The 24,508-nt window shown below is 73.8% G+C and carries 25 protein-coding genes; 10 read left to right on the top strand and 15 right to left on the bottom strand.

From position 1 onward, the window contains the following. From ACIBCJ_RS28585 to ACIBCJ_RS28610, 6 genes are all read right to left on the bottom strand, one after another. A partial coding sequence (locus ACIBCJ_RS28585) for a threonine/serine dehydratase (protein ID WP_399283648.1) occupies nucleotides 1–925 on the bottom strand: 925 nt, incomplete at its 3' end. 97 nt (nucleotides 926–1,022) lie between these two features. Beyond that, nucleotides 1,023–1,700, bottom strand: coding sequence for an AIM24 family protein (locus ACIBCJ_RS28590; RefSeq protein ID WP_362095726.1), 678 nt, complete (start codon nucleotides 1,698–1,700; stop codon nucleotides 1,023–1,025). Between the two features lie 54 nt (nucleotides 1,701–1,754). Further along, entirely contained in the window at nucleotides 1,755–4,715 is a 2,961-nt protein-coding gene (locus ACIBCJ_RS28595; protein WP_365979882.1) for an AAA family ATPase, read from the bottom strand. 69 nt (nucleotides 4,716–4,784) lie between these two features. Beyond that, a complete protein-coding gene (locus tag ACIBCJ_RS28600; protein ID WP_362507102.1) occupies nucleotides 4,785–5,138 on the bottom strand; it encodes a UBP-type zinc finger domain-containing protein in 354 nt (117 codons plus the stop codon). Then, nucleotides 5,135–6,637, bottom strand: coding sequence for an ATP-binding protein (locus ACIBCJ_RS28605; RefSeq protein WP_362095717.1), 1,503 nt, complete (start codon nucleotides 6,635–6,637; stop codon nucleotides 5,135–5,137). The genes ACIBCJ_RS28600 and ACIBCJ_RS28605 overlap by 4 nt, the downstream gene beginning before the upstream one ends. Then, a complete protein-coding gene (locus ACIBCJ_RS28610; protein WP_133886603.1) occupies nucleotides 6,634–8,310 on the bottom strand; it encodes an FAD-dependent oxidoreductase in 1,677 nt (558 codons plus the stop codon). The genes ACIBCJ_RS28605 and ACIBCJ_RS28610 overlap by 4 nt, the downstream gene beginning before the upstream one ends. A 210-nt stretch (nucleotides 8,311–8,520) precedes the next feature. On the opposite strand from ACIBCJ_RS28610, the gene ACIBCJ_RS28615 reads away from it, so the two are divergent. Beyond that, the gene (locus ACIBCJ_RS28615; protein WP_362095713.1) at nucleotides 8,521–9,393 is read left to right on the top strand and encodes a universal stress protein; all 873 of its coding nucleotides are present in this window, start codon (nucleotides 8,521–8,523) and stop codon (nucleotides 9,391–9,393) included. 18 nt (nucleotides 9,394–9,411) lie between these two features. Here the strand turns inward: ACIBCJ_RS28615 and ACIBCJ_RS28620 are convergent, their stop codons facing one another. The 3 genes from ACIBCJ_RS28620 to ACIBCJ_RS28630 all read right to left on the bottom strand — a co-directional run bounded on the left by ACIBCJ_RS28620 (nucleotide 9,412) and on the right by ACIBCJ_RS28630 (nucleotide 12,093). After that, nucleotides 9,412–10,644 (bottom strand): DUF4032 domain-containing protein, encoded by a 1,233-nt coding sequence (locus tag ACIBCJ_RS28620; protein ID WP_362095710.1) that lies wholly within the window; start codon nucleotides 10,642–10,644, stop codon nucleotides 9,412–9,414. A gap of 9 nt (nucleotides 10,645–10,653) precedes the next feature. After that, a complete protein-coding gene (locus tag ACIBCJ_RS28625; RefSeq protein WP_365979883.1) occupies nucleotides 10,654–11,400 on the bottom strand; it encodes an MBL fold metallo-hydrolase in 747 nt (248 codons plus the stop codon). A gap of 63 nt (nucleotides 11,401–11,463) precedes the next feature. After that, nucleotides 11,464–12,093 (bottom strand): alpha-ketoglutarate-dependent dioxygenase AlkB, encoded by a 630-nt coding sequence (locus tag ACIBCJ_RS28630; RefSeq protein WP_362507111.1) that lies wholly within the window; start codon nucleotides 12,091–12,093, stop codon nucleotides 11,464–11,466. Between the two features lie 132 nt (nucleotides 12,094–12,225). Between ACIBCJ_RS28630 and ACIBCJ_RS28635 the strand changes: the two genes are divergently transcribed. Together ACIBCJ_RS28635 and ACIBCJ_RS28640 are read left to right on the top strand one after the other, a co-directional pair. Continuing rightward, nucleotides 12,226–12,849, top strand: a complete 624-nt coding sequence (locus ACIBCJ_RS28635) for a TetR/AcrR family transcriptional regulator (RefSeq protein ID WP_365979884.1) — start codon at nucleotides 12,226–12,228, stop codon at nucleotides 12,847–12,849. 71 nt (nucleotides 12,850–12,920) lie between these two features. After that, a complete protein-coding gene (locus ACIBCJ_RS28640) occupies nucleotides 12,921–14,594 on the top strand; it encodes an FAD-binding dehydrogenase (RefSeq protein WP_365979885.1) in 1,674 nt (557 codons plus the stop codon). Nucleotides 14,595–14,628: 34 nt separating this feature from the next. On the opposite strand, the gene ACIBCJ_RS28645 is transcribed toward ACIBCJ_RS28640, so the two are convergent. The 3 genes from ACIBCJ_RS28645 to ACIBCJ_RS28655 form a co-directional block, all read right to left on the bottom strand. Continuing rightward, nucleotides 14,629–14,982 carry a DUF488 family protein gene (locus tag ACIBCJ_RS28645; protein WP_365979886.1) on the bottom strand — a complete coding sequence of 118 codons (354 nt, stop codon included), beginning with the start codon at nucleotides 14,980–14,982 and terminating at the stop codon, nucleotides 14,629–14,631. 59 nt (nucleotides 14,983–15,041) lie between these two features. Continuing rightward, nucleotides 15,042–15,293, bottom strand: coding sequence for a WhiB family transcriptional regulator (locus tag ACIBCJ_RS28650; RefSeq protein ID WP_362095693.1), 252 nt, complete (start codon nucleotides 15,291–15,293; stop codon nucleotides 15,042–15,044). A gap of 114 nt (nucleotides 15,294–15,407) precedes the next feature. After that, the gene (locus ACIBCJ_RS28655) at nucleotides 15,408–16,310 is read right to left on the bottom strand and encodes a LysR family transcriptional regulator ArgP (protein WP_362095691.1); all 903 of its coding nucleotides are present in this window, start codon (nucleotides 16,308–16,310) and stop codon (nucleotides 15,408–15,410) included. Between the two features lie 78 nt (nucleotides 16,311–16,388). On the opposite strand from ACIBCJ_RS28655, the gene ACIBCJ_RS28660 reads away from it, so the two are divergent. Both ACIBCJ_RS28660 and ACIBCJ_RS28665 read left to right on the top strand, forming a co-directional pair. Continuing rightward, on the top strand, nucleotides 16,389–17,003 hold the full coding sequence (locus ACIBCJ_RS28660) for a LysE/ArgO family amino acid transporter (protein WP_362095688.1): 615 nt from the start codon (nucleotides 16,389–16,391) through the stop codon (nucleotides 17,001–17,003). A gap of 74 nt (nucleotides 17,004–17,077) precedes the next feature. Then, complete coding sequence (locus ACIBCJ_RS28665; protein ID WP_365979887.1) at nucleotides 17,078–18,412, top strand: MFS transporter; 1,335 nt, start codon at nucleotides 17,078–17,080, stop codon at nucleotides 18,410–18,412. Between the two features lie 7 nt (nucleotides 18,413–18,419). Here the strand turns inward: ACIBCJ_RS28665 and ACIBCJ_RS28670 are convergent, their stop codons facing one another. The 3 genes from ACIBCJ_RS28670 to ACIBCJ_RS28680 form a co-directional block, all read right to left on the bottom strand. Next, nucleotides 18,420–18,875 carry a cyclic nucleotide-binding domain-containing protein gene (locus ACIBCJ_RS28670; protein ID WP_362095682.1) on the bottom strand — a complete coding sequence of 152 codons (456 nt, stop codon included), beginning with the start codon at nucleotides 18,873–18,875 and terminating at the stop codon, nucleotides 18,420–18,422. 318 nt (nucleotides 18,876–19,193) lie between these two features. Then, nucleotides 19,194–20,672, bottom strand: a complete 1,479-nt coding sequence (locus ACIBCJ_RS28675) for an aminotransferase class I/II-fold pyridoxal phosphate-dependent enzyme (RefSeq protein ID WP_365979888.1) — start codon at nucleotides 20,670–20,672, stop codon at nucleotides 19,194–19,196. 48 nt (nucleotides 20,673–20,720) lie between these two features. Continuing rightward, the gene (locus ACIBCJ_RS28680) at nucleotides 20,721–20,936 is read right to left on the bottom strand and encodes a hypothetical protein (RefSeq protein ID WP_362095676.1); all 216 of its coding nucleotides are present in this window, start codon (nucleotides 20,934–20,936) and stop codon (nucleotides 20,721–20,723) included. 200 nt (nucleotides 20,937–21,136) lie between these two features. Between ACIBCJ_RS28680 and ACIBCJ_RS28685 the strand changes: the two genes are divergently transcribed. The 5 genes from ACIBCJ_RS28685 to ACIBCJ_RS28705 all read left to right on the top strand — a co-directional run bounded on the left by ACIBCJ_RS28685 (nucleotide 21,137) and on the right by ACIBCJ_RS28705 (nucleotide 24,504). Further along, nucleotides 21,137–21,598, top strand: a complete 462-nt coding sequence (locus ACIBCJ_RS28685) for an ATP-binding protein (RefSeq protein WP_362095673.1) — start codon at nucleotides 21,137–21,139, stop codon at nucleotides 21,596–21,598. Nucleotides 21,599–21,783: 185 nt separating this feature from the next. Further along, the gene (locus ACIBCJ_RS28690) at nucleotides 21,784–22,650 is read left to right on the top strand and encodes a SigB/SigF/SigG family RNA polymerase sigma factor (RefSeq protein WP_362095670.1); all 867 of its coding nucleotides are present in this window, start codon (nucleotides 21,784–21,786) and stop codon (nucleotides 22,648–22,650) included. Between the two features lie 55 nt (nucleotides 22,651–22,705). Beyond that, a complete protein-coding gene (locus ACIBCJ_RS28695) occupies nucleotides 22,706–23,041 on the top strand; it encodes a DUF5133 domain-containing protein (protein WP_365979889.1) in 336 nt (111 codons plus the stop codon). Between the two features lie 166 nt (nucleotides 23,042–23,207). Next, nucleotides 23,208–24,041, top strand: coding sequence for a DUF1206 domain-containing protein (locus tag ACIBCJ_RS28700; protein ID WP_365979890.1), 834 nt, complete (start codon nucleotides 23,208–23,210; stop codon nucleotides 24,039–24,041). Between the two features lie 28 nt (nucleotides 24,042–24,069). Further along, entirely contained in the window at nucleotides 24,070–24,504 is a 435-nt protein-coding gene (locus tag ACIBCJ_RS28705) for a hypothetical protein (RefSeq protein ID WP_133886585.1), read from the top strand. The last annotated feature ends 4 nt before the right edge of the window (nucleotides 24,505–24,508 follow it).

Consider the following 24,508-nt stretch of genomic DNA (forward strand, 5'->3'; position numbering starts at 1 on the left):
TGGCCCCCCCCCTCCACCCCCCCCCCCCCCCCCCCCCCCCGCGCCGGCCCCCCCCCCCCCCCCCCCCCCCCCCCCCCCCCCCCCCCCCCCCCCCCCCCCCCCCCCCCGGCTCGGTCCACACCTTCGCATGCTCGGCGAGCGTGAGCGAGCCCTGGACGGCCTCCCGGTCCGACACCACGAGCACCTCGGTGACCAGCTCCGCCACGTGGTCGTACGTCACCTGGCAGACGGACGGCGCGCTGAGCGTGGTGACGACCGAGGACAGGGGCACCGCGAGCGGCCCGCCCGCCGCGAGCGCCCGGGACATGGCCTCGGCGCCCGCCGTCTCCACGCCCCAGATCCGCACTCCGGGCCGCAGCGCCCGCAGCGCCGCCGCCACACCCGCGATCAGCCCGCCGCCCCCGATGCTCACCAGCACGTCGGTGAGGTCCCCGGCGTCCTCGGCGAACTCCAGGCCCACCGTGCCCTGCCCGGCGATGACCACGGGGTCGTCGAAGGGGTGGACCAGGGTCAGCCCCTCCTCCCGGAGCCGGGCGACGAGCGCGAAGGCGCTGTCCATGCCGTCGGTGAGCCGGACCAGGGCGCCCGCCTCCTCGGCGATCTCCACGGAACGGGCCGGAGCCGTACGCGGCATCACCACCGTGGCCTTCACGTCGAGGGCCGCCGCCATCACGGCTACGGCGATGCCGTGATTGCCGCCGCTGACCGCGACGACACCGGCGGCGCGCTCGGCCTCGGTCAGCGACAGCAGCTTCGCCGTCGCGCCGCGCGCCTTGAACGAGCCGGTGCGCTGGAGCAGCTCCAGTTTGGCGGTGACCGGCACGCCGAGCAGCGCGGACAGCCCTGGGCTGGGCACGGTCGGGGTGCGTACGACGTGTCCGGCGATCCGCTCGGCCGCGGCTTCGATCTCCGTGATCGCGATCAAGGCAGTCTCTTCCTTCCGGTGCGCGGGCGGGTGATCCGCGCCCGTTCGCAGCCTTGCGCGCGAGGCCCCCGAAGGTCAACAAGTCCCGGAACGGGGCTCAGTGCTGCTGCGGCTTCTGCGGCGTCGCCTCGCTCGGCCGTACGACGACGAAGCCCTCGCCCTGGAGGACCAGTTGGACGGCTTCCCCGGAACCGCCGCGCAGCATCGAGCCGATCGACTGCGAACGGTGCAGGGAGGTCGACAGCCCCGCGGACCAGCCGACGACCGCGTCGGTGTCGACGTACACCGGGTACTGGTGCGAGACGGGGATGACCAGCGGGTCGCCCTCGCACACCAGCCCCAGCCTGCCCTGCCCGGTGAAGACGCTGTTGAACAGCCCGCCGCCGGCGATGCCGGAGCCCTTCACCGTGGCGATGCGGTACGAGAGCGAGGCGTCGAAGCACAGGACGTTGCGGCCGTTGACGGTGAACTCGTCACCCGGCTCGACCTCCACGACGAAGCAGGTCTGGGCCTCGTGGGCGAACCAGGCCTCGCCCTGCCCGCGCACCGCCATCAGCGGCAGCCCCTCCCCGGTGACCGCGCGCTTGAGCATGCCGCCCACGCCCTGGCCCTTGCGTTCGAACTGGAGGCTGCCCCGGTAGGCGATCATCGCGCCCTGCCGGGCGAGCATCTCGCCGTTCACCGTGTACCGGATGCACTTGGAGTTCTCGACGGTCATGCCGGGCGCCGTGGCGGGCCGGACCATGTGTGCGCTGGAAAAGAGGTCACCCTTCATGACGGCATCCTGGCCCGGACCGTCCCGTTCCGCCAAGATCGGGTGCGGTCCGCGCTACGAGGACGTGGGTTCCGGGGCGATCAGCCGCTGCCGGTAGGCGACCGCGACCGCCTCCGTGCGGCTCGCCGCGTTCAGTTTGGCGAGGATGTTGGACACGTGGACGCTCGCCGTCTTGGCGCTGATGAACAGCTCCTCGCCGATCCGGCGGTTGCTGTGGCCCAGGGCGAGCAGCCGCAGGACGTCCTGTTCGCGGGCGGTCAGCACCGCGGTGCCCTGGGGCGTTGCAGGGTCCGTGAGCCGGCCGCGCCGGGCCAGGTCGTCGAGCCGGTCGCGCAGCACCGTCGCGCCGAGCCGGTCGGCCTCCCGGCGTACGGCACCGGCCTCGGCGGCCGCCTCCTCGCGGCGGTCCGCCGCCAGCAGGGCCTCGGTCAGCCGCAGCCTGCACCGCGCGCGTTCGTAGACGTCGCCGTGCGCGAAGGCGGCCACCGCCTTCTCCCAGGCCGCCGGGTCCGCGGCCGCGGCCGGGATCCGCGACCACTCCGCCTCCGCCCGCGCCAGCCACGCCTGCCCTTCCGGCCCCTGCGGAACGCCGTCGTACCCGTGCGCCGCGGACCGGCGGGCATCGGCCAGCAGCTCCGCCGCGGTGTCCGTCCAGCGGGCCACCTCGGCCCCGTCCCCGGTCCGGCGCAGCTCGGTCACGGTGTCGGCGACCGCGGACAGCGCGAGGGTGGCGAGGCGGAGGGTCACGGCGGGCCGCTCGCCCGCCTCGGTGAGCGCCTCGACGCTGGAGCGCATCCACCGCACGGCGTCCTCCGCGTCACCGCGCAGCGCCGCCGCGTCGGTCAGCACCAGACCCGCGACCATCCGCGCCATCCAGTCGAACGGCCCCTTCAGCAGGGCCCGGGCCCGGTCGGCCGCCCCGAGGTCGCCGCGCGCCAGCGCCACGAACAGCCCCGGTCCGGCGGCGTGTCCGTCCGCGGCCGGCCGTTCCCCGTCGTGCCCGGCGGACTCGCGCAGAACCTCGTCCCAGTGGCCCAGCGTGTACTGGACCAGGAGCCGCAGATAGCGCATCTCCCGCGGGTACGGCGAGGACAGCAGGCCGAAGCTGCGGGCCCGCTCCAGTCCCTCCGACGCCCAGGGCAGGCACTCCTCCAGGTCACCGGACTCGAAGCAGCCGATGGCGAGGTTGAACAGCGCACGCAGCTCCACCGGAGCGTTGCCCGCCCGCCGGGCCAGCTCGCGCGCCTCGGTCAGCCGCTCCCGGCCCCGCGGGGTGGCGCGGTTGCCGCCCTCCAGGCCCGTCAGGGAGATCAGCAGATCGGCGCGCGCGTCGGTGACCCCCAGCTCCTCGGCGACCCGCAGCGCGCGGCGGGCCACCCGCAGCGCCGTCTCGTTCTCACCGACCTGACGGGCCGTCGACACATGGGTGGCCGCCGCCCACACCCACGTCGCCGACGGCGGCTCGGCGGGGATCAGTCCGAGCGCCTCGCTGCTGTAGGTGTAGGCGGCCGGCAGGTTGTCGACGGTCAGCAGGTTCCCGGCCAGCGTGTAGCGGACGCGGGCGGCCAGTTCGAGGTCCGCGTCCTGGCCGAGACCGGCCAGGGCGGAGCGGGTCAGGGAGACCGCGCGGTGCAGTTCCCCGGCGTGCACGGCGGCCGCGGAGGCGCGCAGGGTGAGGGTCACGGCGTCGGGTCCCGCGGGGCGCGCGGCGGCGTCGACCGCCGTCCACAGGTCGAGGGCCGTCTCGACGTGCCGCAGTTCCTCGGCGGGCGCCTGGACCCGCTGGGCGTGGTCGGCGGCCTCCAGTGAGGCGGCGAGCGCCTCGGGCAGGTCGTGGCTCGCGCGGTAGTGGTGGGCGCGCTCGGCCGCGCTGTCCGCCCGGCGGTCGGGACCGGCCAGCAGCCGGGCGAACGCGCCGTGCAGCCGGGACCGTTCACCCGGCAGCAGGTCGGCGTAGACCGCCTCGCGGGCCAGGGCGTGCCGGAAGGAGTAGGTGTCCCCGTCGCCGGAGACCAGCAACTGCCGTTCCACCGCCTCGCGCAGCGCCGACTCCAGCTCCTGCTCGGGCAGCCCGACGGCGTCCCGCAGCAGGTCGTGCCCCACGCGGCGACCGGCGACGGCGGCGGTGCGCAGCACCTGCTGGGCGGTGTCCGACAACTGCTCGACCCGGATGAGCAGCACGTCGGCCAGGCCGCTGGGGACGCCACCGGTGGGCGCGTCCGTGGCGGCCACCAGCTCCTCGGCGTAGAAGGCGTTGCCCTCCGCCCGCTCCACGATCCGGCGCACGGTCGTGTCCGGCAGCCGCCGCTCCCGCAGCGAACGCACCAGCCGGGCCACGTCGTCGTCGGGCAGCGGGCGCAGCTCCAGCCTCTCCACGCCGGGCAGGCGCACCAGTTCGGCCAGCAGCGGACGCAGCGGGTGGCGGCGGTGCAGGTCGTCCGCCCGGTACGAGGCGAACAGCGCGAGCCGCTGACCGGGCGCCCCGCCCGCGGGGCGCTGCAGGACGCCGCGGCTGAGCAGGAACCTCAGCAGGTCCCGGGAGGACTGGTCGGCCCAGTGCAGGTCCTCCAGGACCAGCAGCAGCGGCGCGATGTCCGCCACCTCGGTCAGCAGGGCCGCGACGCCCTCGAAGAGCCGCAGCCGGGAGGGCGCGGCGTCCGCCGCGTCGGCCGGAGCGCCGCCGAGCAGCCGGTCGGCCACCGGATGCCCGGCCAGCACGGCGGCGAACCGCTCGTCGGCGGCCAGGGCGCCGAGGATCTCCGTGAACGGCAGGTACGGCAGGCCCACGTCGCCCAGGTCCACGCAGTGCCCGGTGAGGACGGTCGTCCCGGCCGCCGCGGCGCGCCCGGCGACCTCGTCCAGGGTCCGGGTCTTGCCGACCCCGGCGTCCCCGGCGACGAGGACCGCGCGGGCCTCACCGGCGCGGGCACGCTCCAGTACGCCGGTGAGACGCGCGAGTTCGTCCTCGCGGCCGACGAGCGGGCTGGTCAGTGAGGTCTGCGGCACGCTGCCCATCCTGACACGCGGGCCCCGCGGCGGGCCTCCCCGTTCCGAGCCGGACGTCCGTCCGTCGGCGTCCGCCGGTCAGCGGTGCAGGGCGTCCGCCCAGTCCGCCGGGACCCGGCCCGCGGGGCCCGGCGACGGCTGGCCGTCCGGGTGGCTGGCGGGCGGGGCGAGGTCCGGGCCGGACGCGCGCACCTCGTTCGTCGCGTAGTCCCAGTACCAGTCCTCGCCCGGTTCGTAGCTCTGCACCACCGGATGGCCGGTGGACCGGTAGTGGCCGGTCGCGTGCTGTCCCGGTGAGCTGTCGCAGCAGCCGACGTGGCCGCAGGCCGCGCAGCGCCGCAGGTGGAACCACCAGCCGCCCGCGGCGTCGCACTCGGCGCAGCCGGTGCCGCTGGGCGGGACGGTGGGATCGATTCCGGTGTCGCTGGTCATACCGTCTCCTCGGTCGCGTCGGTGGAATCGGCTCGGGCGGGGGAACCGGTCGCGTCGGCCCGCTGGGACTCCGCGGCGGTGAGCGGCAGGAGCACCTGGAAACGGGTGTCGCCCGGTACGGACTCGACCTGGAGACTGCCGTGGTGCTTGTTGACCACGATCCGCCAGGAGATGTCCAGGCCGAGCCCGGTGCCCTCGCCCACCGGCTTGGTGGTGAAGAACGGGTCGAAGATGCGCTCCCGGATCTCCGGGGCGACGCCGGGGCCGGTGTCGCGGAACTCCACCAGCAGCCGGTCGTGGTGGAGCGCGGTCCGCACGGTCAGCGTCCCCTCGCCGCCGGCGCCGTTCACCGCGGCGACCGCGTTGTCGATCAGGTTGGTCCACACCTGGTTCAGCTCCGCCGGGTAGGCGGGGACCTCGGGCACCGTGCGGTCGTACTCCTTGACGACCTCGATCCGCGGGCCGATCTTCCCGGAGAGCATCAGCAGGGTGCTGTCGAGGAGTTCGTGCACGTCGACCGTCCGGTAGGGCGCCCGGTCCAGCTGCGCGTACTGCTTGGCCGCGTTCACCAGGTGGGAGACCCGGGCGGTGGAGTCCGCGATCTCGTTCATCAGCAGCTCGGTCTCGACGGTGTAGTTGAGCCAGCCGACCGCTCCCGGCAGGATCTCCTCGTCCACGGCCGCCGCGACCTGCTCCAGCCACTCGGTGTCCAGACCCGCCTGCACGAAGGTCGGCGCGAGCTGCCAGCCCTGCTCGATGCCGTGGTCGGCCAGCCAGTCGCCCAGGGCGTCCTCACGGTCGGAGGCCTCCAGCGGGCTGAGCGAGGGCGCCTTGGCGACCCGCTCCGCCGTACGTTCCTGGATCTCGATCAGCTCCGCGAGCGCGTCCCGGGAGAACGGCCCCTCGGCGATCACGGCGAGCTTGTGCCGCATCTTGGCCACCCGTTCCCGCAGCGTCGAGGTGGCCCGTACCGCGGCCGCCGCCGGGTTGTTCAGCTCGTGCGTGAGACCCGCGGACAGCGAGCCCAGCGCCAGCAGCCGCTCGCGCTGGCCGATGGCGCGCTGGTTGTTCTTGGCCCCGAAGAACAGCCCCTCCAGCAGGTGCACCGCCATCGGGAACCACTCCCGCATGACGGCGGCGAAGGTGTCCGCCGGGAGCACGAAGAAACGCGACGGCTCGGTTACCCGCATGGAGTTCGTGTAGACCTGCGGCAGCCGGTCGCCGACGTACGCCTGCATCGCGCCCGCGTACACCCCGCGCTGCGAGGTCCGGTTGGTCTCCACGTCGTCCTCGCCGACCCGGCGGGACAGCACGACCGTGCCCTCCAGCAGCACGTAGAAGCACGTGGCGTCCTGACCCTCGGTGTACACCGGACCGGGCTCGAACAGCTCCACCCGGCCCTCCGCGCAGAGCCGGCCCAGCTGCTCGGGCGCCAGCTTCTCGAACAGGAACAGCTGCCCGATCTCGCCGGGGCTGCACGGCATCGGCCGCCCGCTCACGACTGCTCCAGGTAACGGTGGACGAGCATGACGGCCATGGCTCCCTCTCCGACGGCGGACGCGACCCGCTTGGCGGACTCCGCGCGGGCGTCGCCCGCCACGAAGACGCCCGGGACGCTGGTCTCCAGGTGGTACGGCGGACGGTCCAGCTCCCAGTCGGCCGGCGGCCGTCCGTCGGGCGTCAGATCGGGCCCGGCGAGGATGAACCCGCGCTCGTCGCGCAGCACCGTGCCGTCCAGCCAGTCGGTGAGCGGGGCCGCGCCAATGAACACGAACAGCCACTGCGCGTCGACCAGTTCGGTGGCACCGCTCGCCGCGTCGCGCAGCGTCAGCCGCTCCAGGTGGCCGTCGCCGTGCGCGCCCTCGACGAGGGTGCCGCAGCGCACCCGGATGTTGGGGGTCTCCTCGATCTGCTGGATCAGGTAGTACGACATCGACGCCTCCAGGGAGCCGCCGCGCACCAGCAGCGTCACCGACTTGGCGCCCCGGGCCAGGTACATCGCCGCCTGCCCGGCCGAGTTGGCGCCGCCGACGATGTACACGTCGTGGCCCTGGCAGGAGGCCGCCTCGGTCAGGGCCGAGCCGTAGAACACGCCGCAGCCGGCCAGGTCCTCGGTACCGGGGGCGGTCAGCTGCCGGTAGGAGACGCCGGTCGCCAGGATGACGCTGTGCGCGGCGATCGCCGAGCCGTCCGAGAACCGGACGACCCGCGCCGCGCCGTTCACCTCAAGACCGGTCACCTCGCGCGCCGTGAGGATCTCGGCGCCGAACTTCGCCGCCTGCCGGCGGGCCCGGTCGGTGAGCTGGCCGCCGGAGACGCCGTCGGGGAACCCGAGGTAGTTCTCGATGCGGGAACTCTGCCCGGCCTGCCCACCGGTCGCCGACCGCTCCACCAGCACCGTCCGCAGCCCCTCCGAGGCCCCGTACACCGCCGCGCCGAGCCCGGCAGGACCGCCGCCGATCACCACCAGGTCGTAGAAGTCGGCCGTCGGCGTGGTCGCCAGGCCCACCCGGGCGGCCAGCTCCGGCGCCTCCGGCTCCACCAGCGGCGTCCCGTCCGGCGTGATCACCACCGGCAGCCGCTGTCCGTCCTGCCCGGCCGCCGACAGCAGCCGCCGCCCCTCCGGCTCGTCCGAGGAGTACCAGCGGTACGGCACCTGGTTGCGGGCCAGGAACTCCCGGACCTCCGAGGAGCGCGCCGACCAGCGGTGCCCGACGACCTTGGTGCTGGGCACCGGCCGGTGGTCGCCGGATCGCCAGGCCTGGAGCAGGTCGTCCAGGACCGGGTAGAGCTTCTCCTCGGGCGGGTCCCAGGGCTTGAGCAGGTAGTGGTCCAGATCGACGACGTTGATCGCGTCGATCGCCGCGTCGGTGTCCGCGTACGCCGTCAGCAGCACCCGCCGGGCGCCCGGATACACGTCCAGGGCCTGTTCCAGGAACTCGATGCCGTTCATCTGGGGCATCCGGTAGTCGGCCAGGATCACGGCCACCAGGTCGCCGCGCAGCTTCAGCTCCCGCAGCGCCTCCAGCGCCGACTCGCCGGACTCCGCGCGCACGATCCGGTACGTGGCGCCGTAGCGCCGCCGCAGGTCGCGGGCGACGGCACGGGACACCCCCGGATCGTCGTCCACGGTCATGATGACGGTCCGAGTCTCCCCGTCGGCCTGTGCCATACATCCCCCACGTCGAGCGGCCGGGTTCACGGCACGGCGTCCCCGTCACCGCACCGGCCTGAAGCCCATCGTATGTTCGATCGCGGGTCCTCGCTCAGCGGCGGCGGGGGCACCGAGTGCGCAGGTGCCCGCCCCTGCGCGGTGGCCGGGGCGGCTTGGGGAAGACTGGCCTCCATGGACGAGGTGACCGCGACACAGGGAGGGACCCGCATGACGCGCCCGATCACGGCAGGCCTGGACGGTTCGGAGGAGAGCCTGGCCGCGCTGGCCTGGGCGGCGAGGGAGGCGGTCCGCCGCGACGCCCCGCTGCACGTGGTGCACGCCTGGCGGTTCCAGGACCGCGGGGTGGCCGGCACGGTGGACCGCGCGACACAGGAGACGTGGGCGCGGGACGGCCTCGCCGCGGCGGTCGGGACGGTCACCGAGCGGCACCCCGGTCTCACCGTGACGACCGACATCCGCGAGGGCGACGCCGTCGCGGCACTGCTCGCCGGGGCGGCCGGCGCCGAGTCGCTGGTGCTCGGCTCGCGCGGCCACGGGGCGGTCGTCGGCTTCCTGCTCGGTTCGGTCGGCCGGCAGGTCATCGCCGAGGCGCCGCGGCCGGTCGTCCTGGTGCGCGCCGGGGACGAGGCGAGCGCCGAGGCGGCGGGCCGCGAGGTCGTCGTGGGCCAGCAGGGCGAGCCGGAGGACAGCGCCGACGTCATCGGGTTCGCGTTCGAGGCGGCCGCCGCGCGCGGCGCCACCGTGCGTGCCGTGCGGGCCTGGCAGCTGCCGACGGTCTTCACCTACAGTCCCGGCTCCATGGCGCTCGCCGACGAGGCCGGGGGCCTGGAGCAGTACGAGAGGAAGGCGCTCGGCGAGGCGCTCGCACCGTGGCGCGAGCGCTTCCCCGACGTCCCGGTGGTCGAGCACGTGGAGATGGGCAGTGCCGGGCAGGTGCTGCTGTCGGTGAGCGGGGGAGCCCAGCTGATGGTCGTCGGCCGCCGCGCCCGGCGTACCGCCGTCGGCGCCCGGATCGGCTCGGTGGCCCACGGCGTGCTGCACCACGCGGAGTGCCCGGTGGCGGTCGTCCCGCACAGCTGACCCCGGTGGAGGCGCTGTTCAGTCCGCGGTGGGCCGCAGGGTCTCCCGGGCCGTGGGCAGGATGTTGACCAGGTAGTCCTCGACGGCCGTGTCCAGGCCGATGTCGTGCTGGGCCCGCTCGGACAGGTACCAGCGGTGCTCCAGCAGCTCGTGGTAGATCTCCGCCGGGTCCATCGCGCCGCGCAGCTCCACCGGCACGGCGCGCACGGTGGGCCGGAAGACCTCCCGCACCCAGCGGTGGGCGAGGACCTCCGGGCGGGCGCCGAGGGGGTCGCCCGGGGCGTAGTCGTCCTGGGTGGCCATCCAGCTCTCCAGGTCGTTGAGCAGCCGCCTGGCCTGGTTCTCCTCGGCGTCCAGGCCGGTCAGGCGCAGCAGCTGGCGCTGGTGGTGACCGGCGTCGACGACCTTGGGCACGAAGGTGACCGTGTCGCCGTTGGAGGCGTGCTCGATCTGCATCTCGGCCACGTCGAAACCGAGGTCGTTGAGCCGCCGGATCCGGCGCTCGATGTAGTGGTACTTGCCCGCCGGATAGACGGAGGTGCGGGTCAGCTCCTCCCACAGGCTCCGGTAGCGGGCGCATATCTCCGTGCCGAAGTCGATCGGGTCGACGGACGGGTGCAGCGCCCCGGACGCCTCCAGGTCGAGCAGTTCGCCGCTGATGTTCACCCGGGCGAGGTCGAGGTCGTAGTCGCGCTGCCCGGGGCTGAGCCGGGCGTGCAGCTCCCCGGTCTCGGCGTCCACCAGGTAGGCGGCGTAGGCACCCGCGTCGCGCCGGAAGAGCGTGTTGGACAGCGAGCAGTCCCCCCAGGCGAACCCCGCCAGGTGCAGCCGGACCAGGAGCACGGCGAGGGCGTCCATCAGCCGGTGCATGGTCGCCGGACGCAGCGTCGTCTCGAACATCGACCGGTACGGCTGCGAGCCGCCGAGATGCCGGGTGACCAGCACCGGCTCCAGCGCGCCGCCGGCTGCGTCCGTGCGTCCGGTGATCACGGCCAGCGCGTCCACCGCCGGGATGGCGAGCCGGTCCAGGTCGCGCAGCAGCTGGTACTCGCGCAGCGCGGGCCGTTCGGCCAGCTCCTTGACGGCGATGACCTCGTCCCCGGCGCGCGCGTAGCGGACCACGTGCCGTGAGATGCCGCGCGGCAGCGGCACGAGGTACTCCTCGGGCCACTGCTCCAGCGGCAGCTGCCAGGGCAGTTCGAGCAGGAGCGCGGGGTGCTCCGGGTTGGTGGCGCTGATCTGCAAGGCCATGCCCCGACCTTAGACGGCCCGCTCCCGGGCCAGTTCCGCGGCGTCCCGCACCGGCCCGTGGTGCAGGGGACCGTGCCCCGGCAGCAGGAGGTCGCCCTCCAGACCGGCGATGACGTCGAGGGAGGCGATCGCGCGCGTGCGGTCGTGGTGGAACAGGTCCGGCAGCAACTGCGGTCCCTCGGTACGGGAGAGGGCGTGCCCGCTGACCAGCGCGTCGCCGGAGACCACCACTCCGGCGTCGGGGAGGTGGTACACGCAGTGGCCGTCGGTGTGGCCGGGTGTGTGCACCGGCACGGGCCGGCCGGGCAGGTCCAGGGGGCCGTCCGCCGGGAAGGCCGCGGGAGCGGTCACCGGGTGCTGCTCGGTGCCGCCGGTGCGCAGCACGTGCGCCATCCATGGCAGCGCGCCGGGCCGCCAGGCGTTGCGCAGCACCGCGGCGACCGACACCTGCTGGAGGAAGTCGCGCCGGGCGTGCGGCACTTCGGCCTCGTGCAGCAGCACCGGGGTGCCGTGGGCGGCGCGCAGGTACTCGGCCGAGCCCAGGTGGTCGTTGTGCGCGTGCGTGATCAGCACCGCAGCCACCGCCTCGGGCGCGACCCCGACGGCGGCCAGGGAGGCGAGCAGGTCCCGGCGGTCACCGGGATATCCGGTGTCCACCAGCGTCGCCGCCTCGCCGTCGGTGAGGACGGCCCAGTTGGTGTGGCCGCCGTGCACCAGGTAGGTGCCGTCGGCCACCTGCCGTACGTCCGCGCTCATGGTCTCCCGCGTTCCAGGTCGGTGCCCCCGTGCAGGGGCAGCCAACCAGAACGCCGGGTGTCCTCAGCGCACGCCGTGCGGGCGGAACTGGATGCTGATGCGGGGCCCCGCGGCGCGGGTGCTCTTGGGGACGCAGTGCTCCCAGGTGCGCTGGCAGGAGCCGCCCATCACGATCAGGTCGCCGTGGCCCAGCGGTCGGCGCACGGTCGGGCCGCCCCCACCGGCCGGGCGCAGCAGCAGGTCCCGGGGAGCGCCGACCGAGAGGATGGCGACCATCGTGTCCTGGCGCGCGCCGCGCCCGATCCGGTCGCCGTGCCAGGCGACGCTGTCCCGGCCGTCGCGGTAGTGGCACAGGCCCGCGGTGGTGAAGGGCTCGCCCAGCTCCCCGGCGTAGCGGGCGGACAGCGCGTCGCGCGCCTCGGTCAGCAGCGGGTCGGGCAGCGGGTCGGCGGCGCCGTAGAACGCCAGCAGCCGGGGGACGTCGACGACACGCTCGTACATGGCACGCCGCTCGGCGCGCCAGGGGACCTCGGCGGCCAGCCGCTCGAACAGCGCGTCGGCGCCGCTCAGCCACCCGGGGAGCAGGTCGATCCAGGCTCCCGAGCCGAGATGGGTGCGACGCAACCCGTCGAGCGGCCCGAGCCGGACCTCGTCGGTCTGGTCGAAGAGCGAGCCCTGGAGGTGCGTGGTCATGAAACCAGCGTACTCCTGTTTTCGAATGCGTGTTCTATTGGCTTGTCGTGCCCCGGAAATGCCGTCTCCGCCCTTTCGATACAGCGGTGTATCCGATACATTCGCGCATCGAACGAGGGAGAGGGCGGCCGCATGACGGCGAAGGCGACCACCGGGCGGGTGACCAGGCGGCGCGTGCGCACCCGCGCGAACCTCCTGGACGCGGCGTTCGGGGTGTTCGCGGCCAAGGGGTTCGGACGGGTGTCGATCGAGGAGGTCTGCGAGGCCGCCGGATACAGCCGGGGCGCCTTCTACTCCAACTTCGACAGCCTCGACGAGCTGTTCTTCGCCCTCTACGAGCAGCGGGCCGGCCTGATCGCCGAGCAGGTGTCCGTCGCCCTCGCCGCCGACGGCCCCGGCCTGGACGTGCCCGCCGCCGTGGAGCGCGTCACCGAGGCGCTGCTCCTGGACCGGGACTGGCTCCTGGTGAAGACGGACTTCCTGGTGCACGCCGCCCGCGCCCCCGAGGTCGCCCGGACCCTGCTGGAGCACCGGACCCGCCTGCGCAACACCATCGCCGACCGGCTCGCGCGGGCCGGGGGGCACACCGCCCTGCCCGCCGTACTGGGCGGCATCGACGGTGCCGCGCACGCCGTGGTCGCCGCGTACGACGGAGTCACCACGCAGCTCCTCCTGGACCGGGACGTGGTCCGCGCCCGGGCCTGGCTGGGGCGGCTGCTCACCGCGCTGCTGACCGACGGCGGCGCCGGCCGATGACACACCCCGGCTGAGACACAACCCGTCAAGGACACAACCCGTCAAGGACACAACAGGAAGGGACGGTCGCCATGGATGCCGACGTCATCGTGGTCGGAGCGGGTCTGGCGGGTCTGGTCGCGGCCCACGAGCTGACCAGCCGGGGCAGGAGGGTCGCCCTGGTCGACCAGGAGAACGCCGCCAACCTCGGCGGACAGGCCTTCTGGTCCTTCGGCGGCCTCTTCCTCGTCGACTCCCCGGAGCAGCGGAGGCTGGGCGTCAAGGACTCCCTCGACCTCGCCTGGAGCGACTGGCAGGGCAGCGCCGGCTTCGACCGGACCGAGGACGAGGACTCCTGGGCGGTGCGCTGGGCGCGGGCGTACGTCGAGTGGGCGGCGGGGGAGAAGCGGTCCTGGCTGGCCGGACACGGCATCACCTTCCTGCCCACCGTCGGCTGGGCCGAGCGCGGCGACCTGAGGGCGGGCGGGCACGGCAACTCCGTGCCCCGCTTCCACATCGCCTGGGGGACCGGCACCGGGGTCGTCGAACCCTTCGTGCGGTACGCGAGGCAGGCCGCCCGTGACGGACTGCTCACCTTCCACCACCGCCACCGCGTCGACCACCTGGTCGTCGAGGGCGGCATCGCGCGCGGTGTGCGCGGCACGGTCCTCGCCGCGGACGACTCACCGCGCGGCGTCGCCTCCAACCGCGACGCGGCAGGCGAGTTCGAGCTCACCGCCCCGGCCGTGATCGTCACCTCCGGCGGCATCGGCGCCGACCACGACATCGTCCGCCGGCACTGGCCCGAGCGTCTGGGCACCCCGCCCGCCGAGATGGTCACCGGAGTTCCCGCCTACGTCGACGGACGCATGCTCGACATCAGCGCCGCGGCGGGCGCCCGCCTGGTCAACCGCGACCGCATGTGGCACTACACCGAGGGCGTGCGCAACTGGGACCCGATCTGGCCCGGCCACGGCATCCGCATCCTGCCCGGCCCGTCCTCCCTGTGGTTCGACGCGCTGGGCCGCCGGCTGCCCGAGCCGTACCTGCCCGGCTACGACACCCTCGGCACGCTGCGCCACCTGCGCACCGCCGAGGACCTCGCGGGTCACGACCACTCCTGGTTCATCCTCACCCGGAAGATCATCGAGAAGGAGTTCGCGCTCTCGGGTTCCGAGCAGAACCCCGACATCACCGCCAAGGACCGCGCCGGCTTCCTGCGTGAACGGGTCCTCGGCAAGGGCGCGCCCGCCCCGGTGGACGCCTTCCTGCGCCGGGGTGCCGACTTCGTGAGCGCACCGGACCTGGAGCAACTGGTGGAGAAGATGAACCGGTTGACCGACAAGCCGCTCCTGGACGCCGCCGCGCTGCGACGCCAGATCGAGGCCCGCGACCTGCAGATGGCCAACCCGTACGCCAAGGACGCCCAGGTCCAGGGCATCCGCAACGCCCGCCGCTACATCGGCGACCGCCTCGGCCGCGTCGCGGCCCCGCACCGGATCCTCAACCCGGCCGCGGGCCCGCTGATCGGCGTCAAGCTGCACATCCTCACCCGCAAGACGCTCGGCGGCATCCAGACCGACCTCGACTCCCGCGCCCTGGCCGCCGACGGCACTCCCGTCGAAGGGCTGTACGCGGCCGGCGAGGTGGCCGGCTTCGGCGGGGGAGGGGTGCACGGCTACAACGCGCTGGAGGGCACCTTCCTCGGCGGCTGTCTGTTCTCCGGGCGGGCGGCGGGCCGGGCCGCGGCGCGGCAGACCGCCTGAGCGGGAGGACCGGAGGCCAGCTGCTCCGCCCCGCTCACCCCCGGCCGAGGAGGCGGAGCAGCACGGAGGCGTGGCTCTCGTCGGGGGACTTGGACGCGGTCAGCAGCGTCACGTTCCCCTTGGCCGTCAGCTCCCGTACGTGGTCGAGGAGTTCGGCCGCCTCCGGCTCGGCCAGCTCGGCCTCGTAGCGCCGCGCGAACTCCTCGTACGAGCCGTCGCCCGCGTGGTACCAGCGGCGCAGTCCGGCCGACGGCGTGAGTCGCTTCGGCCACTCGTCCACGTGCGCCGCGTCCTTCGCCACGCCCCGGGGCCACAGCCGGTCCACGAGGACCCGCACGCCGTCGTCCGGTTCGGGCGGGTCGTAGACGCGGCGCACGCGCACGTTCATGGCGGTCCTCTCAAGGCCGGTGCCGCTCTCGCGGCCCGGGTCGGGGTGGGGCGCCGGGGTCAGCCGGACCTGCGCCGCGCGGCCTCGCGCCGCTTGAGCGCACGGCGTTCCAGCTCGTCGGTTCCGCCCCACACGCCGATGGTCTGCCCCGTGTCGAGTGCCCAGCGCAGGCACTGCTCCTGGACCGGGCAGGTCCGGCAGACCGCCTTCGCCTGCTCGGTCTGCAGCGCGGCCGGGCCGGTGGTGCCGATCGGGAAGAAGAGGTCGGGGTCCTCCGTCCGGCATGCGGCGTGCTCTCGCCAGTTGTCCATCAAAGTCACCTGCGATCGGTATCGTTCGCGTCTTCGTGCATGGCTTCCTCCTCTGCGGGTGACCTGTCGACAGCGGTGTGAAACCGGTGCCGTCGCCCGAGCGGCGTCCGCGCACTACCGGCGCAGCGCCTTCGCGGCCGCCGTGACCACCGCTTCCGTCACCGTGGCGAGGGCCGGGGAATCGAGCTTCCACTGCTGCCAGTACAGCGTGATGTCCACCGTCAGGTCCGGGGCGAAGCAGACGAGGCGGCCGGTGCGCAGCAGGGGCTCGGCCTGCGGCTGCGGGACCATGCCCCAGCCCAGTCCGGCGGCGACCGCCTCGAGGAAGCCCTCCGAGGTCGGGACGTAGTGCCGCGCGCCGCTCGCGCCCTCGTGACCGAGCCGCCGCGCGAAGGAGTCCTGGAAGTCGTCCCGCCGGTCGAAGACCACCACGGGGGCGTCGGCGACGGCCTCCCGCGCCGGCCCCGCCAGATGCCGGGCGGCGAAGGCGGGAGCGGCACAGGGCAGATAGCGCATCCGGCCCAGTGCCCGGACCGTGCAGCCCGGCACCGGCTCCGGCGACGAGGTCACCGCCGCCATCACCGCGCCCTCCCGCAGCAGCGCCGCGGTGTGCCCCTCGTCCTCGCGGCGAAGGTCGAAGCAGAGCGCGGGCTCCCGGGGGATGCGGGTGAGCGCGGGCAGGAACCAGGTGGCCAGCGAGTCCGCGTTCACCGCCACCGACACCCGGGTCGGCTCGCCCTCCCCCCGCAGGCCCAGCTCGGCCGAGGCGTCCCGCTCCAGCCGCGCGACCTGGCGGGCCAGCCGCACCAGCACCGCCCCCGAGTCGGTCGGCCGCACCGGTTTGGTGCGCAGCAGCAGCACCCGCCCGGTCCGCTGCTCCAGCGCCTTCACCCGCTGGCTGACCGCGGACGGCGTCACGTGCAGGGCGGCGGCGGCCGCGTCGAACGTGCCCTCGTCCACCACGGCCAGCAAGGTGCGTACGTGGTCCAGCGGCAGATCCGCGAAGGTCGCCGTCACGTCGTCATCACGAGGGCTAATGATACGTAAGAATCTTTAGCTGGATGTCCGGTGATCGGTCCGCTTAGCGTCGAGGGCATGAACAACGCGCTCACGGCCGCGGCCGCCGGTTTCGGCACCGGTCTCTCGCTCATCGTCGCCATCGGTGCCCAGAACGCCTTCGTCCTGCGTCAGGGGATCCGCCGTGACGCCGTCCTCGCCGTGGTCGGGATCTGCGCGCTGTCCGACGCCGTGCTCATCGCCCTGGGCGTCGGCGGGGTCGGCGCCGTGGTGGTGGCCTGGCCGGGTGCGCTGACCGTCGTGGGCTGGGTCGGCGGCGCCTTCCTGCTCTGCTACGGCGCCCTGGCCGCCCGGCGGGTGGTCCGCCCGTCCGGCGTGCTGCGGGCGGAGGGTGACGCGGCGGGCTCCCGTCGCCGGGCCGTGCTCACCTGCCTGGCGCTGACCTGGCTCAACCCGCACGTCTACCTCGACACCGTGTTCCTGCTGGGCTCGGTCGCCGCCGACCGGGGGCCGCTGCGCTGGACCTTCGGCCTCGGGGCCGCGGTCGCCAGCCTGGTCTGGTTCGCCGCGCTCGGCTTCGGCGGCCGCCACCTCGGCCGCTTCCTGGCCCGGCCCGGGGCCTGGCGCGTCGTGGACGGTCTGGTGGCCGCCACCATGATCGTCCTCGGTGTCTCGCTCATCGCCGGCGCCTGAGCCGGGCCGCCCGCGGCCCCGGGCGTTCGGACGGGCTCGAACGGACCTGCGATAGTGATCCCCGCAGCCGGAAGATGTATCGAGCATGTAGGAAGCGCGTGGACACCAGCGAGAGCAGCAGTGAGAGCGGCACCGGACAGGAGACGAAGGTCCCGGCGGCGGAGGGTGCCACGCGGCGGGGGTGGCGCCGCTGGGCCATGGACACCCGCCCCCTGCGCCGCCCGGCCTACCGGAGGCTGTGGTCCTCGACCATCGTCACGGCCGTCGGCAGCCAGCTCACGGCGGTCGCGGTACCGAAGCAGATCTACGACATCACCGGCTCCTCGGCCTGGGTGGGTGCGGCGAGCCTCGCCGGTCTGCTGCCGCTCATCGTGTTCGCGCTGTGGGGCGGCGCGGTGGCCGACACCATGGACCGCCGCAAGCTGCTGCTGATCACCAACACCGGCATCGCGGTGACCTCGCTGCTCTTCTGGGTGCAGGCGGTCACCGGCCTGGAGTCGGTGGCCGCGCTGATGCTGCTGCTGGCGCTGCAGCAGGCCTTCTGGGGTCTCAACGCCCCCGCCCGCAACGCCTCCATCGCCCGCCTGGTGCCCGAGGACGAGCTGCCCGCCGCCAACGCCCTCGGTTCGACCGTCATGCAGACCGGGCAGGTGGTCGGGCCGCTGCTCGCCGGTGCGCTGATCCCGGTGATCGGACTGCCGGAGCTGTACCTGATCGACGCCCTGGCCCTGTGCGTCACCGTGTGGGCGGTCCACCAGCTTCCCGCCCTGCCGCCGCTGGCGGGCACGGCGGTGCGGCGCGCGGGCGTGCGCGAGGTCGTGGCGGGCTTCCGCTACATCGCCGGGCACAAGGTGCTGCTGCTGTCCTTCCTGGCCGACATCGTCGCCATGGTCCTCGGCATGCCCCGCGCCCTGTTCCCGCAGCTCGCCGCCGAGACGTACTCCTCCTACGGCGAAGGGCTCGCGCTCGGTCTGCTCTTCGCGGCGATCCCCGTCGGCGCCGTGGCCGGAGGGCTGTTCTCCGGCACCTTCTCGCGGGCGCGCCGGCACGGCTGGATGGTGATCGGCGCGGTCGTCGTGTGGGGCGCGGCCATCACCGGCTTCGGGCTGAGCGGCAGCCTGTGGCTCGCGGTGGCGTTCCTCGCCCTGGCCGGTGTCGCCGACATGGTCTCCATGGTCTTCCGCGGGGCGATCCTGCTGTCCGCCGCGACCGACGAGATGCGCGGGCGCATGCAGGGCGTGTTCACCGTCGTGGTCGCGGGCGGCCCGCGGCTGGCCGACGTCCTGCACGGCGGCGCGGGCTCCGCCTTCGGGGCCCGGGAGGCCGTGGCCGGCGGCGGGCTGCTCGTCGTGGTGGTGATGCTGGCCCTGGCCGCCGCGGTGCCGGCCCTGCGCCGCTACCGCGTCTGACGGCGCCTCACAGGGAGCCGCGTCCGTGCAGCGCGTAGTGCTCCATGAGCCGGCCCCGGGTGGACTCCAGCCGGTGCGCCAGGATCTCCGCGACCGAGCGCACCAGCACGATGCCCAGCTGAGGGTCCCGCTCGCACAGGTCGAGCACGGCGGCCGCGTCGAACTCGTAGGCGCGCACCTGGCTGAACGCCTCGGCGCCGAAGTCCCACTCGTAGGGCGGGAACAGCCAGGACCAGCCGAGCAGGTCGCCCACGCCGAGGCTGGCCACGGTGACCCGCTGCACCGAGGTCACCTGCTGGGTCAGGGAGACCGCGCCGGAGCGGATGACCCAGAAACGGTCGGCCCGGCTGCCCGCCTCGAAGATGAGGTCGTCCTCCGGGAAGGAGACCTCACGGGCGAGCCCCATCAGCCGCTCGCGCTGGGGGAGGGGGAGGGCGGTCAGGAGTTTGATCGCTTTGGTCATGGCACGGGGCTCCTCGCCGGCGATTCGGTTCCGGGGCTTTCCCTAAGCCCATTGGAGTCGCTGTCGGCGCCGTGGGCACCTCGGCGGGCGGCGGATCCCGTACGGATTCCGTGCCGGAAGCGGGGACGGTCGCGTGAGGGCGTGAAAAAGCCCTGGCCGGACGGGGGAGGCCGGCCAGGGCCGTAAGCGGTGGCCGCGGAGGACTTTTCGTCGACTCCGTCGCCACGTATGTATGAACGCTAAACCATCTCGGGGAGTTCCGTGAAACCGGTACCGGGGTGAGTGACCTGTTTCACTCGCCCCGCACCGGATCTCCCCTCAGTCCTCACCCTCCGCGACGACCCTGATCGTCTCCAGAGCCGGATCGCTCGGGTCGGGCAGGTACATCCCGCCCTCCAGACCGCTGCGCAGATAGCGCAGGACCGGCTCGGCCAGCCGCTCGCCCGGCAGGACGGCCGGAATACCGGGCGGGTACGGCGTGATCATCTCCGCCGCGATCCGGCCGGCGGCCCGCTCCAGGGGCACGTCCTCGGTGGGCCCGAAGAACGCGTCCCGGGGCAGGGACACCTGCGGCATCCGCAGCTCGGCGGGCGAGGGGACCTCGATCCGCGGCGCCGGGGCCAGGCCGGGCGCGGCCCGGGCGAGGTCCTTGAGGGCGGTGAGCAGCTCGTCGGCGGTCTCCCGGTCGTCGCCGTGGGTGATCTGCGCGCCGATCCGGCGGTGGTCGGTGATGTGCGCGATCACGCTGCGGTGTTCGCGCAGCCAGTCCGCCGCCTGGTAGCCCGAGATGCCGAGCCCGTCCAGGTCGATGACGACCGGCAGCGGGTCGAAGCCGTGGGCGAGGCCGGGGCCGCAGAAGTCCTCGCGGTCGTTGACGTGCATGCCGTCGATCTCCTCGATCGCCGCCCTGACGTCGGCCGCCAGGTCCAGCGCACCGCCCATCACCTCGCGTCCGCCGAGTGCCATCTGCCGGCGCCAGCCGTCGAGCCCGGCGAAGATCAGCACCGAGGGGCTGGTGCTGCCCAGCAGATCGGCGCGCATCCCGAGGAGCTTCGGCGGCACCAGGTCACCGCGCAGGTGGAAGACCGAGCCCTGCTCGAGACCACTGCCCATCTTGTGGATGCTGGTCACGCAGATGTCGGCGCCCGCGTCCATCGCCCAGGACGGCAGGTCGGGGTGGAAGGGCAGGTGCGCGCCCCACGCCTCGTCGACGATGAGCGGCACCGAGCGCCGGTGGCAGACCTCGGCGACGGCCCGCAGGTCGGCACTGGCCCCGTACGGCGTCGGGCTGGTCACCAGCGCGCCCTTGGCGTCCGGGTGGGCGGCGAAGGCCTCCTCGAACGCCTCGGGGGACGGCGGATGCGCCAGATGCCGCTCGGCGTCCCAGTGCGGCTCGACCCAGACCGGTTCGATGCCGGACAGGATCAGCCCCGAGACCACGGACTTGTGGGCGTCCCGGCCGATCAGCAGCTTCTCGTGCGGCCCGGCGACCGCCAGCATCGCCGCCTTCACCGACAGGGAACTCCCGCACGTCGAGAAGAAGGTGTGGTCGGCGTGGACGGCGTCCGCCATCAGCTCCTGGGCGCGCTGCAGCACCCGTCCCCGGGTGAGCCGGTCGTCGAGCCCGCCCGCCGCCAGGACGTCGCCGTAGAACACCGCGTCACCCAGCACCTCGCGCACCGCCGGATCGGCCCCGCGCGCCTGCTTGTGCCCAGGTGGCGTGAACGAAAGGCGCCCCTCACGGTGGTAGTCGACGAGGGCTTCCAGGACCGGTGCGTCATGGTGGTCGGCTGTCATGCCGCCCGGTTTCCCGTCCGCCGCCCCCTCAATCCGTCCCGCGGCGCGTCACCCCGAGGTCCGGCCCGGGGTCAGCACCTCGTCGAGCACCCGCAGCACGGCCTCGTACGCCACCGTGCGCACGGCGGCCTCCTGCGACCCCTGCGGATCGGTCGTCCGCAGTTCCTCGCTGCGTGACCGCCAATGGCGGCCCTCCTCCACCGCGCAGGCCCTCGCGCGGTGCATCCGGCGCAGCAGTTCGTCCGAGTCCACAACATCCGTCATGCACTCCGCGTACCCCCGTACGGCGCCCGGATGGCCCTTGGGCCGCGTGGTGGACCTGATGTTTGCCGGTACCCGCAGAGGTCAGCCGACAGGAACGGGCCGCACGGCGCGGGCGGCCGGGCCGGACCCCACCGACCAGGGGGCCGGGCCCTTTCCCCCGACCAGGGACCGGACCCTTCCACCGACCAGGGAGCTGACGGATGTGTGACAGGGACACGATGCAGTCCGCCGTCGAGGAGCGCGGCACGGACGCGTGGCGCCGCTGCCGGCCGTGCAGGCCCGCCGACGCCCGCAGGGCGGTCGAGGACGCCGTCACGGCACACGCCGGCACCGCTGGGGCCGGCCCGCACGGTCGCGCGTGGTGCGACGCGGGCGCCCTGTCGGACGCGTTGCTCGTCGCCTCGGAGCTGACCACCAACGCCATGCTGCACGGCGGAGGCGTCACCGACTTCCAGGTGGACGTGGTGGACCCCGGGGTGCGCCTGTCGGTGTGCGACCGCAGCCAGGACGTCCCGGTGGCACTGCCTCCCACCGACGACCGCGGCCGCCGGCGTCTGGGCGGCCGGGGCTGGCCGATCGTCTGCCGACTGGCCCGCGAGGTACGCGTGGCAGACCTTCCCTCCGGAGGCAAGTGCATCACCGTGGTCGTTCCGCTGTCCTGATGACTTTTGGAAAAGCGGAGTTTGTTCCACCGGGGCAGGGGCAGTCGCAGTTTCGTGCTTCGGACCGGAGGCGCAGCAGCGGGAACGGCACGGCCGTTTCGGCGCTCCGGCTGTGCCGGGGCGACCCGGACAGCGCCGTATCCCGCGGAAAGTCCCCTGAGACCACCGTTCAGGAGCGAATCCGCATGCTCATAGAAACACCCGCCATCCGTCCCGTTACCCCCCAGCCGACCGACCCCTCCGCCACCGCCGCCCGCCGCCGGCACGACGACGCCCCGGACACCATGGCGCTCTTCGGCCGGCTGGCGGGACTGCCGGACGGACCCGAGCGCGACGCCGTCCGCGACGAACTCGTCACGGCCTGGCTGCCCATGGCACACCGGATCGCCGGGCGGTTCCGGGACCGCGGCGAATCCCTCGAGGACCTCCGCCAGGTCGCGGCTCTCGGCCTGGTCAAGGCCATCGACCGCTTCGACCCGGAGCGGGGAGCCTTCGAGAGCTACGCCGTGCCCACCATCACCGGTGAGGTCAAGCGCCACTTCCGCGACCGGATGTGGGCCCTGCGGGTGCCCCGCCGCGTCCAGGAACTGCGCAACAAGGTGCGCGTCGCCCGCAGGGAACTCGTCCAGAGCCCGGGCAGTCCCGAACCGTCGGTGGCCGCCCTGGCCGCTCACACCGGGCTGACCGAGGACGAGGTCACCGCCGGCATGGAGGCACTGGAGAGCTTCAGCACCCTGTCGCTGGACGCCGAACTGGCGGCCGGCGACGACGGTTACAGCCTCGCGGACACCCTCGGCGCGGCCGACACCTCCTACGACACCGTGATCGACCGCGAGTCGGCCAAGGAAGGCCTGCGCAGGCTGCCCGAGAGGGAGCGCGCCATTCTCTACATGCGCTTCTTCGAGGACATGACACAGAGCCGGATCGCCGACTGCCTCGGCATCTCGCAGATGCACGTCTCCCGGCTCATCAGCCGCAGCTGCGCCCGCGTGCGCGACGAGGCAATGGGACAGCGGGCGGTCCGCCCCGGCCACACGGCGCGCACCCGATGAGCGGCAGGGACGACGAGCGGGACGCACGGGGCACCACCAGGGAGGGACGAGACGGATGCTGATGCCACACCCCGCGGAACTGCGCAGGCTCCTGGCGGAGTACGAGACGGCCGCGACCAGCGAGCCCGCGGACGCGACGGGCGAACCGGGCCCGCGGACCCGGGACCTCGCCTACACGCTGTGCGTGTCCACCGGCACCCGTGACGTGCAGGGGGCCCTGGAGGCCGCCCGGCGCCAGCTGGCGGCCCCGCTGGTGCCGGTGCCGGTGCCCGGCGGCACGCCCGCGGACGTGGTGCTGGAGCCGGTGCCGGTGCCCGGCGGCGCACCCGCGGACGTGGTGCTGGAGCCGGCGCCCGTGCCCGGCGGCGCACCCGCGGGCGTGGCGGACTGACGGGGACGAACGGACCAGGGACGCACAGGGGCACGACGGTGCGGCTGCCCGCACACCGCTTGGCGGTGGGCGGGCAGCCGCACGTCGGCCGTCGCAGGCACACCGGCGACCATGGCGGTGTGCGCGCAGGATGCCGGGGCATCCGGGATTTCGGGAGGGGATTCACATGAACGCACGTGTCCAGGCACTCACCGGACGGGGCCGCGCCCGGCGGGCCGCGAACGGGTCGGCGGCCGAGGGAGCCGCCCGGGCCGGTCTCACCGCCCGCGGTGTCATCTACCTGCTGGTCGGCATCCTGGCCCTGCAGATCGCCTTCGGTTCGGGAAACCGGCAGGCGGACCGGGGCGGTGCCCTTCAGGAGCTGGCGGACAAGCCGTTCGGGGCCGTCCTGCTGTGGGCGCTGGGTGCCGGGCTCGTCGGCATGGCTCTGTGGAGGCTGTCCGAGGCGCTCTTCGGCGTCACGGGCAAGGACGGCCACACGGCCAAGAAGCGCCTGCCGGCCGCCGCCCGCTGCGTGTTCTACGCCTTCGTCGCCTACTCCGTGCTGGCCTTCGCGGCCGGCGCGGGCGACAGCGGCTCCAGCGACCGGCAGTCCCGGGACGTCACCGCCAGGGTGATGGACATACCCGCCGGCCAGTGGCTGGTGGGCATCGCGGGCGTCGGCATCGTCATCGCCGGAGCCGTCATCGGCATACAGGCGGCGCGCCGCAGCTATCACAAGAAGCTGAAGCTCGGCGAGCTGGGCCCCCGCGTCCGGCGGCTGGTCGACGTCACCGGCGTGGGCGGCGGGGTGGCCCGCGGCCTCGTCTTCGCCGGGGCCGGCGTCTTCGCCGTACGGGCCGCCGTCGACTACGACCCCGACCGGGTCAAGGGACTGGACGACACCCTGCGCTCCTTCGCCGACACCCCCCTCGGCCCCTGGCTGCTGGTCCTGGTCGCCGCCGGGCTGGTGCTGTTCGGCGTGTTCTCCTTCACGCTCGCCCGCTGGCGGAGGTTCTGAGCCGCCCGGCACGGGGAACACGGGGCGAATGAACGAACACGAGATTCCTCCGCCGGACGGACGTCCCGTGGACGTCTACCTCGACCTCCTGCGCGTCCGCATGCCGAACGACGACTACCAGCTGCTGCTCAGCGTGGTGGAACCGGTCCTCCAGGCGATCGACGAGCAGCAGATGCCGACCATCGACTTCTCCCTGGACGGGGACAGCGCCGAGGCGCTGCCCCAGGAGATCAGGGACGAGGCCGCACTGGTCATCGCCACCGCCGTCACCGGACGTCTCGACAACGAGGTCGTCGAGATCGACACCGACGTGACCGGACCGGTCCGGGTCGTCACCGACGCGGCCACCGCCTCCGACCCCGAGCGCCTCGGCGAGATAGCCGACTACCTCAAGGAACGCCACCAGCAGAACGAGGAACTGCGCGGCATCGCCGAGGCCAGCGGCATGCCCAGCGACTTCTGACCCT

Source organism: Streptomyces sp. NPDC051136 (genome assembly GCF_044455745.1).
In the GTDB taxonomy this organism is placed as follows: domain Bacteria; phylum Actinomycetota; class Actinomycetes; order Streptomycetales; family Streptomycetaceae; genus Streptomyces.

Excerpts from the sequence above, each read along its gene's own strand:
- ACIBCJ_RS28590 (WP_362095726.1), bottom strand. The coding sequence starts at position 1,700 with ATGAAGGGTGACCTCTTTTCCAGCGCACACATGGTCCGGCCCGCCACG.
- ACIBCJ_RS28595 (WP_365979882.1), bottom strand. The coding sequence starts at position 4,715 with ATGGGCAGCGTGCCGCAGACCTCACTGACCAGCCCGCTCGTCGGCCGC.
- ACIBCJ_RS28600 (WP_362507102.1), bottom strand. The coding sequence starts at position 5,138 with ATGACCAGCGACACCGGAATCGATCCCACCGTCCCGCCCAGCGGCACC.
- ACIBCJ_RS28610 (WP_133886603.1), bottom strand. The coding sequence starts at position 8,310 with ATGGCACAGGCCGACGGGGAGACTCGGACCGTCATCATGACCGTGGAC.
- ACIBCJ_RS28615 (WP_362095713.1), top strand. The coding sequence starts at position 8,521 with ATGACGCGCCCGATCACGGCAGGCCTGGACGGTTCGGAGGAGAGCCTG.
- ACIBCJ_RS28620 (WP_362095710.1), bottom strand. The coding sequence starts at position 10,644 with ATGGCCTTGCAGATCAGCGCCACCAACCCGGAGCACCCCGCGCTCCTG.
- ACIBCJ_RS28625 (WP_365979883.1), bottom strand. The coding sequence starts at position 11,400 with ATGAGCGCGGACGTACGGCAGGTGGCCGACGGCACCTACCTGGTGCAC.
- ACIBCJ_RS28630 (WP_362507111.1), bottom strand. The coding sequence starts at position 12,093 with ATGACCACGCACCTCCAGGGCTCGCTCTTCGACCAGACCGACGAGGTC.
- ACIBCJ_RS28635 (WP_365979884.1), top strand. The coding sequence starts at position 12,226 with ATGACGGCGAAGGCGACCACCGGGCGGGTGACCAGGCGGCGCGTGCGC.
- ACIBCJ_RS28640 (WP_365979885.1), top strand. The coding sequence starts at position 12,921 with ATGGATGCCGACGTCATCGTGGTCGGAGCGGGTCTGGCGGGTCTGGTC.
- ACIBCJ_RS28645 (WP_365979886.1), bottom strand. The coding sequence starts at position 14,982 with ATGAACGTGCGCGTGCGCCGCGTCTACGACCCGCCCGAACCGGACGAC.
- ACIBCJ_RS28650 (WP_362095693.1), bottom strand. The coding sequence starts at position 15,293 with ATGGACAACTGGCGAGAGCACGCCGCATGCCGGACGGAGGACCCCGAC.
- ACIBCJ_RS28660 (WP_362095688.1), top strand. The coding sequence starts at position 16,389 with ATGAACAACGCGCTCACGGCCGCGGCCGCCGGTTTCGGCACCGGTCTC.
- ACIBCJ_RS28665 (WP_365979887.1), top strand. The coding sequence starts at position 17,078 with ATGTATCGAGCATGTAGGAAGCGCGTGGACACCAGCGAGAGCAGCAGT.
- ACIBCJ_RS28670 (WP_362095682.1), bottom strand. The coding sequence starts at position 18,875 with ATGACCAAAGCGATCAAACTCCTGACCGCCCTCCCCCTCCCCCAGCGC.
- ACIBCJ_RS28675 (WP_365979888.1), bottom strand. The coding sequence starts at position 20,672 with ATGACAGCCGACCACCATGACGCACCGGTCCTGGAAGCCCTCGTCGAC.
- ACIBCJ_RS28680 (WP_362095676.1), bottom strand. The coding sequence starts at position 20,936 with ATGACGGATGTTGTGGACTCGGACGAACTGCTGCGCCGGATGCACCGC.
- ACIBCJ_RS28685 (WP_362095673.1), top strand. The coding sequence starts at position 21,137 with ATGTGTGACAGGGACACGATGCAGTCCGCCGTCGAGGAGCGCGGCACG.
- ACIBCJ_RS28690 (WP_362095670.1), top strand. The coding sequence starts at position 21,784 with ATGCTCATAGAAACACCCGCCATCCGTCCCGTTACCCCCCAGCCGACC.
- ACIBCJ_RS28695 (WP_365979889.1), top strand. The coding sequence starts at position 22,706 with ATGCTGATGCCACACCCCGCGGAACTGCGCAGGCTCCTGGCGGAGTAC.
- ACIBCJ_RS28700 (WP_365979890.1), top strand. The coding sequence starts at position 23,208 with ATGAACGCACGTGTCCAGGCACTCACCGGACGGGGCCGCGCCCGGCGG.
- ACIBCJ_RS28705 (WP_133886585.1), top strand. The coding sequence starts at position 24,070 with ATGAACGAACACGAGATTCCTCCGCCGGACGGACGTCCCGTGGACGTC.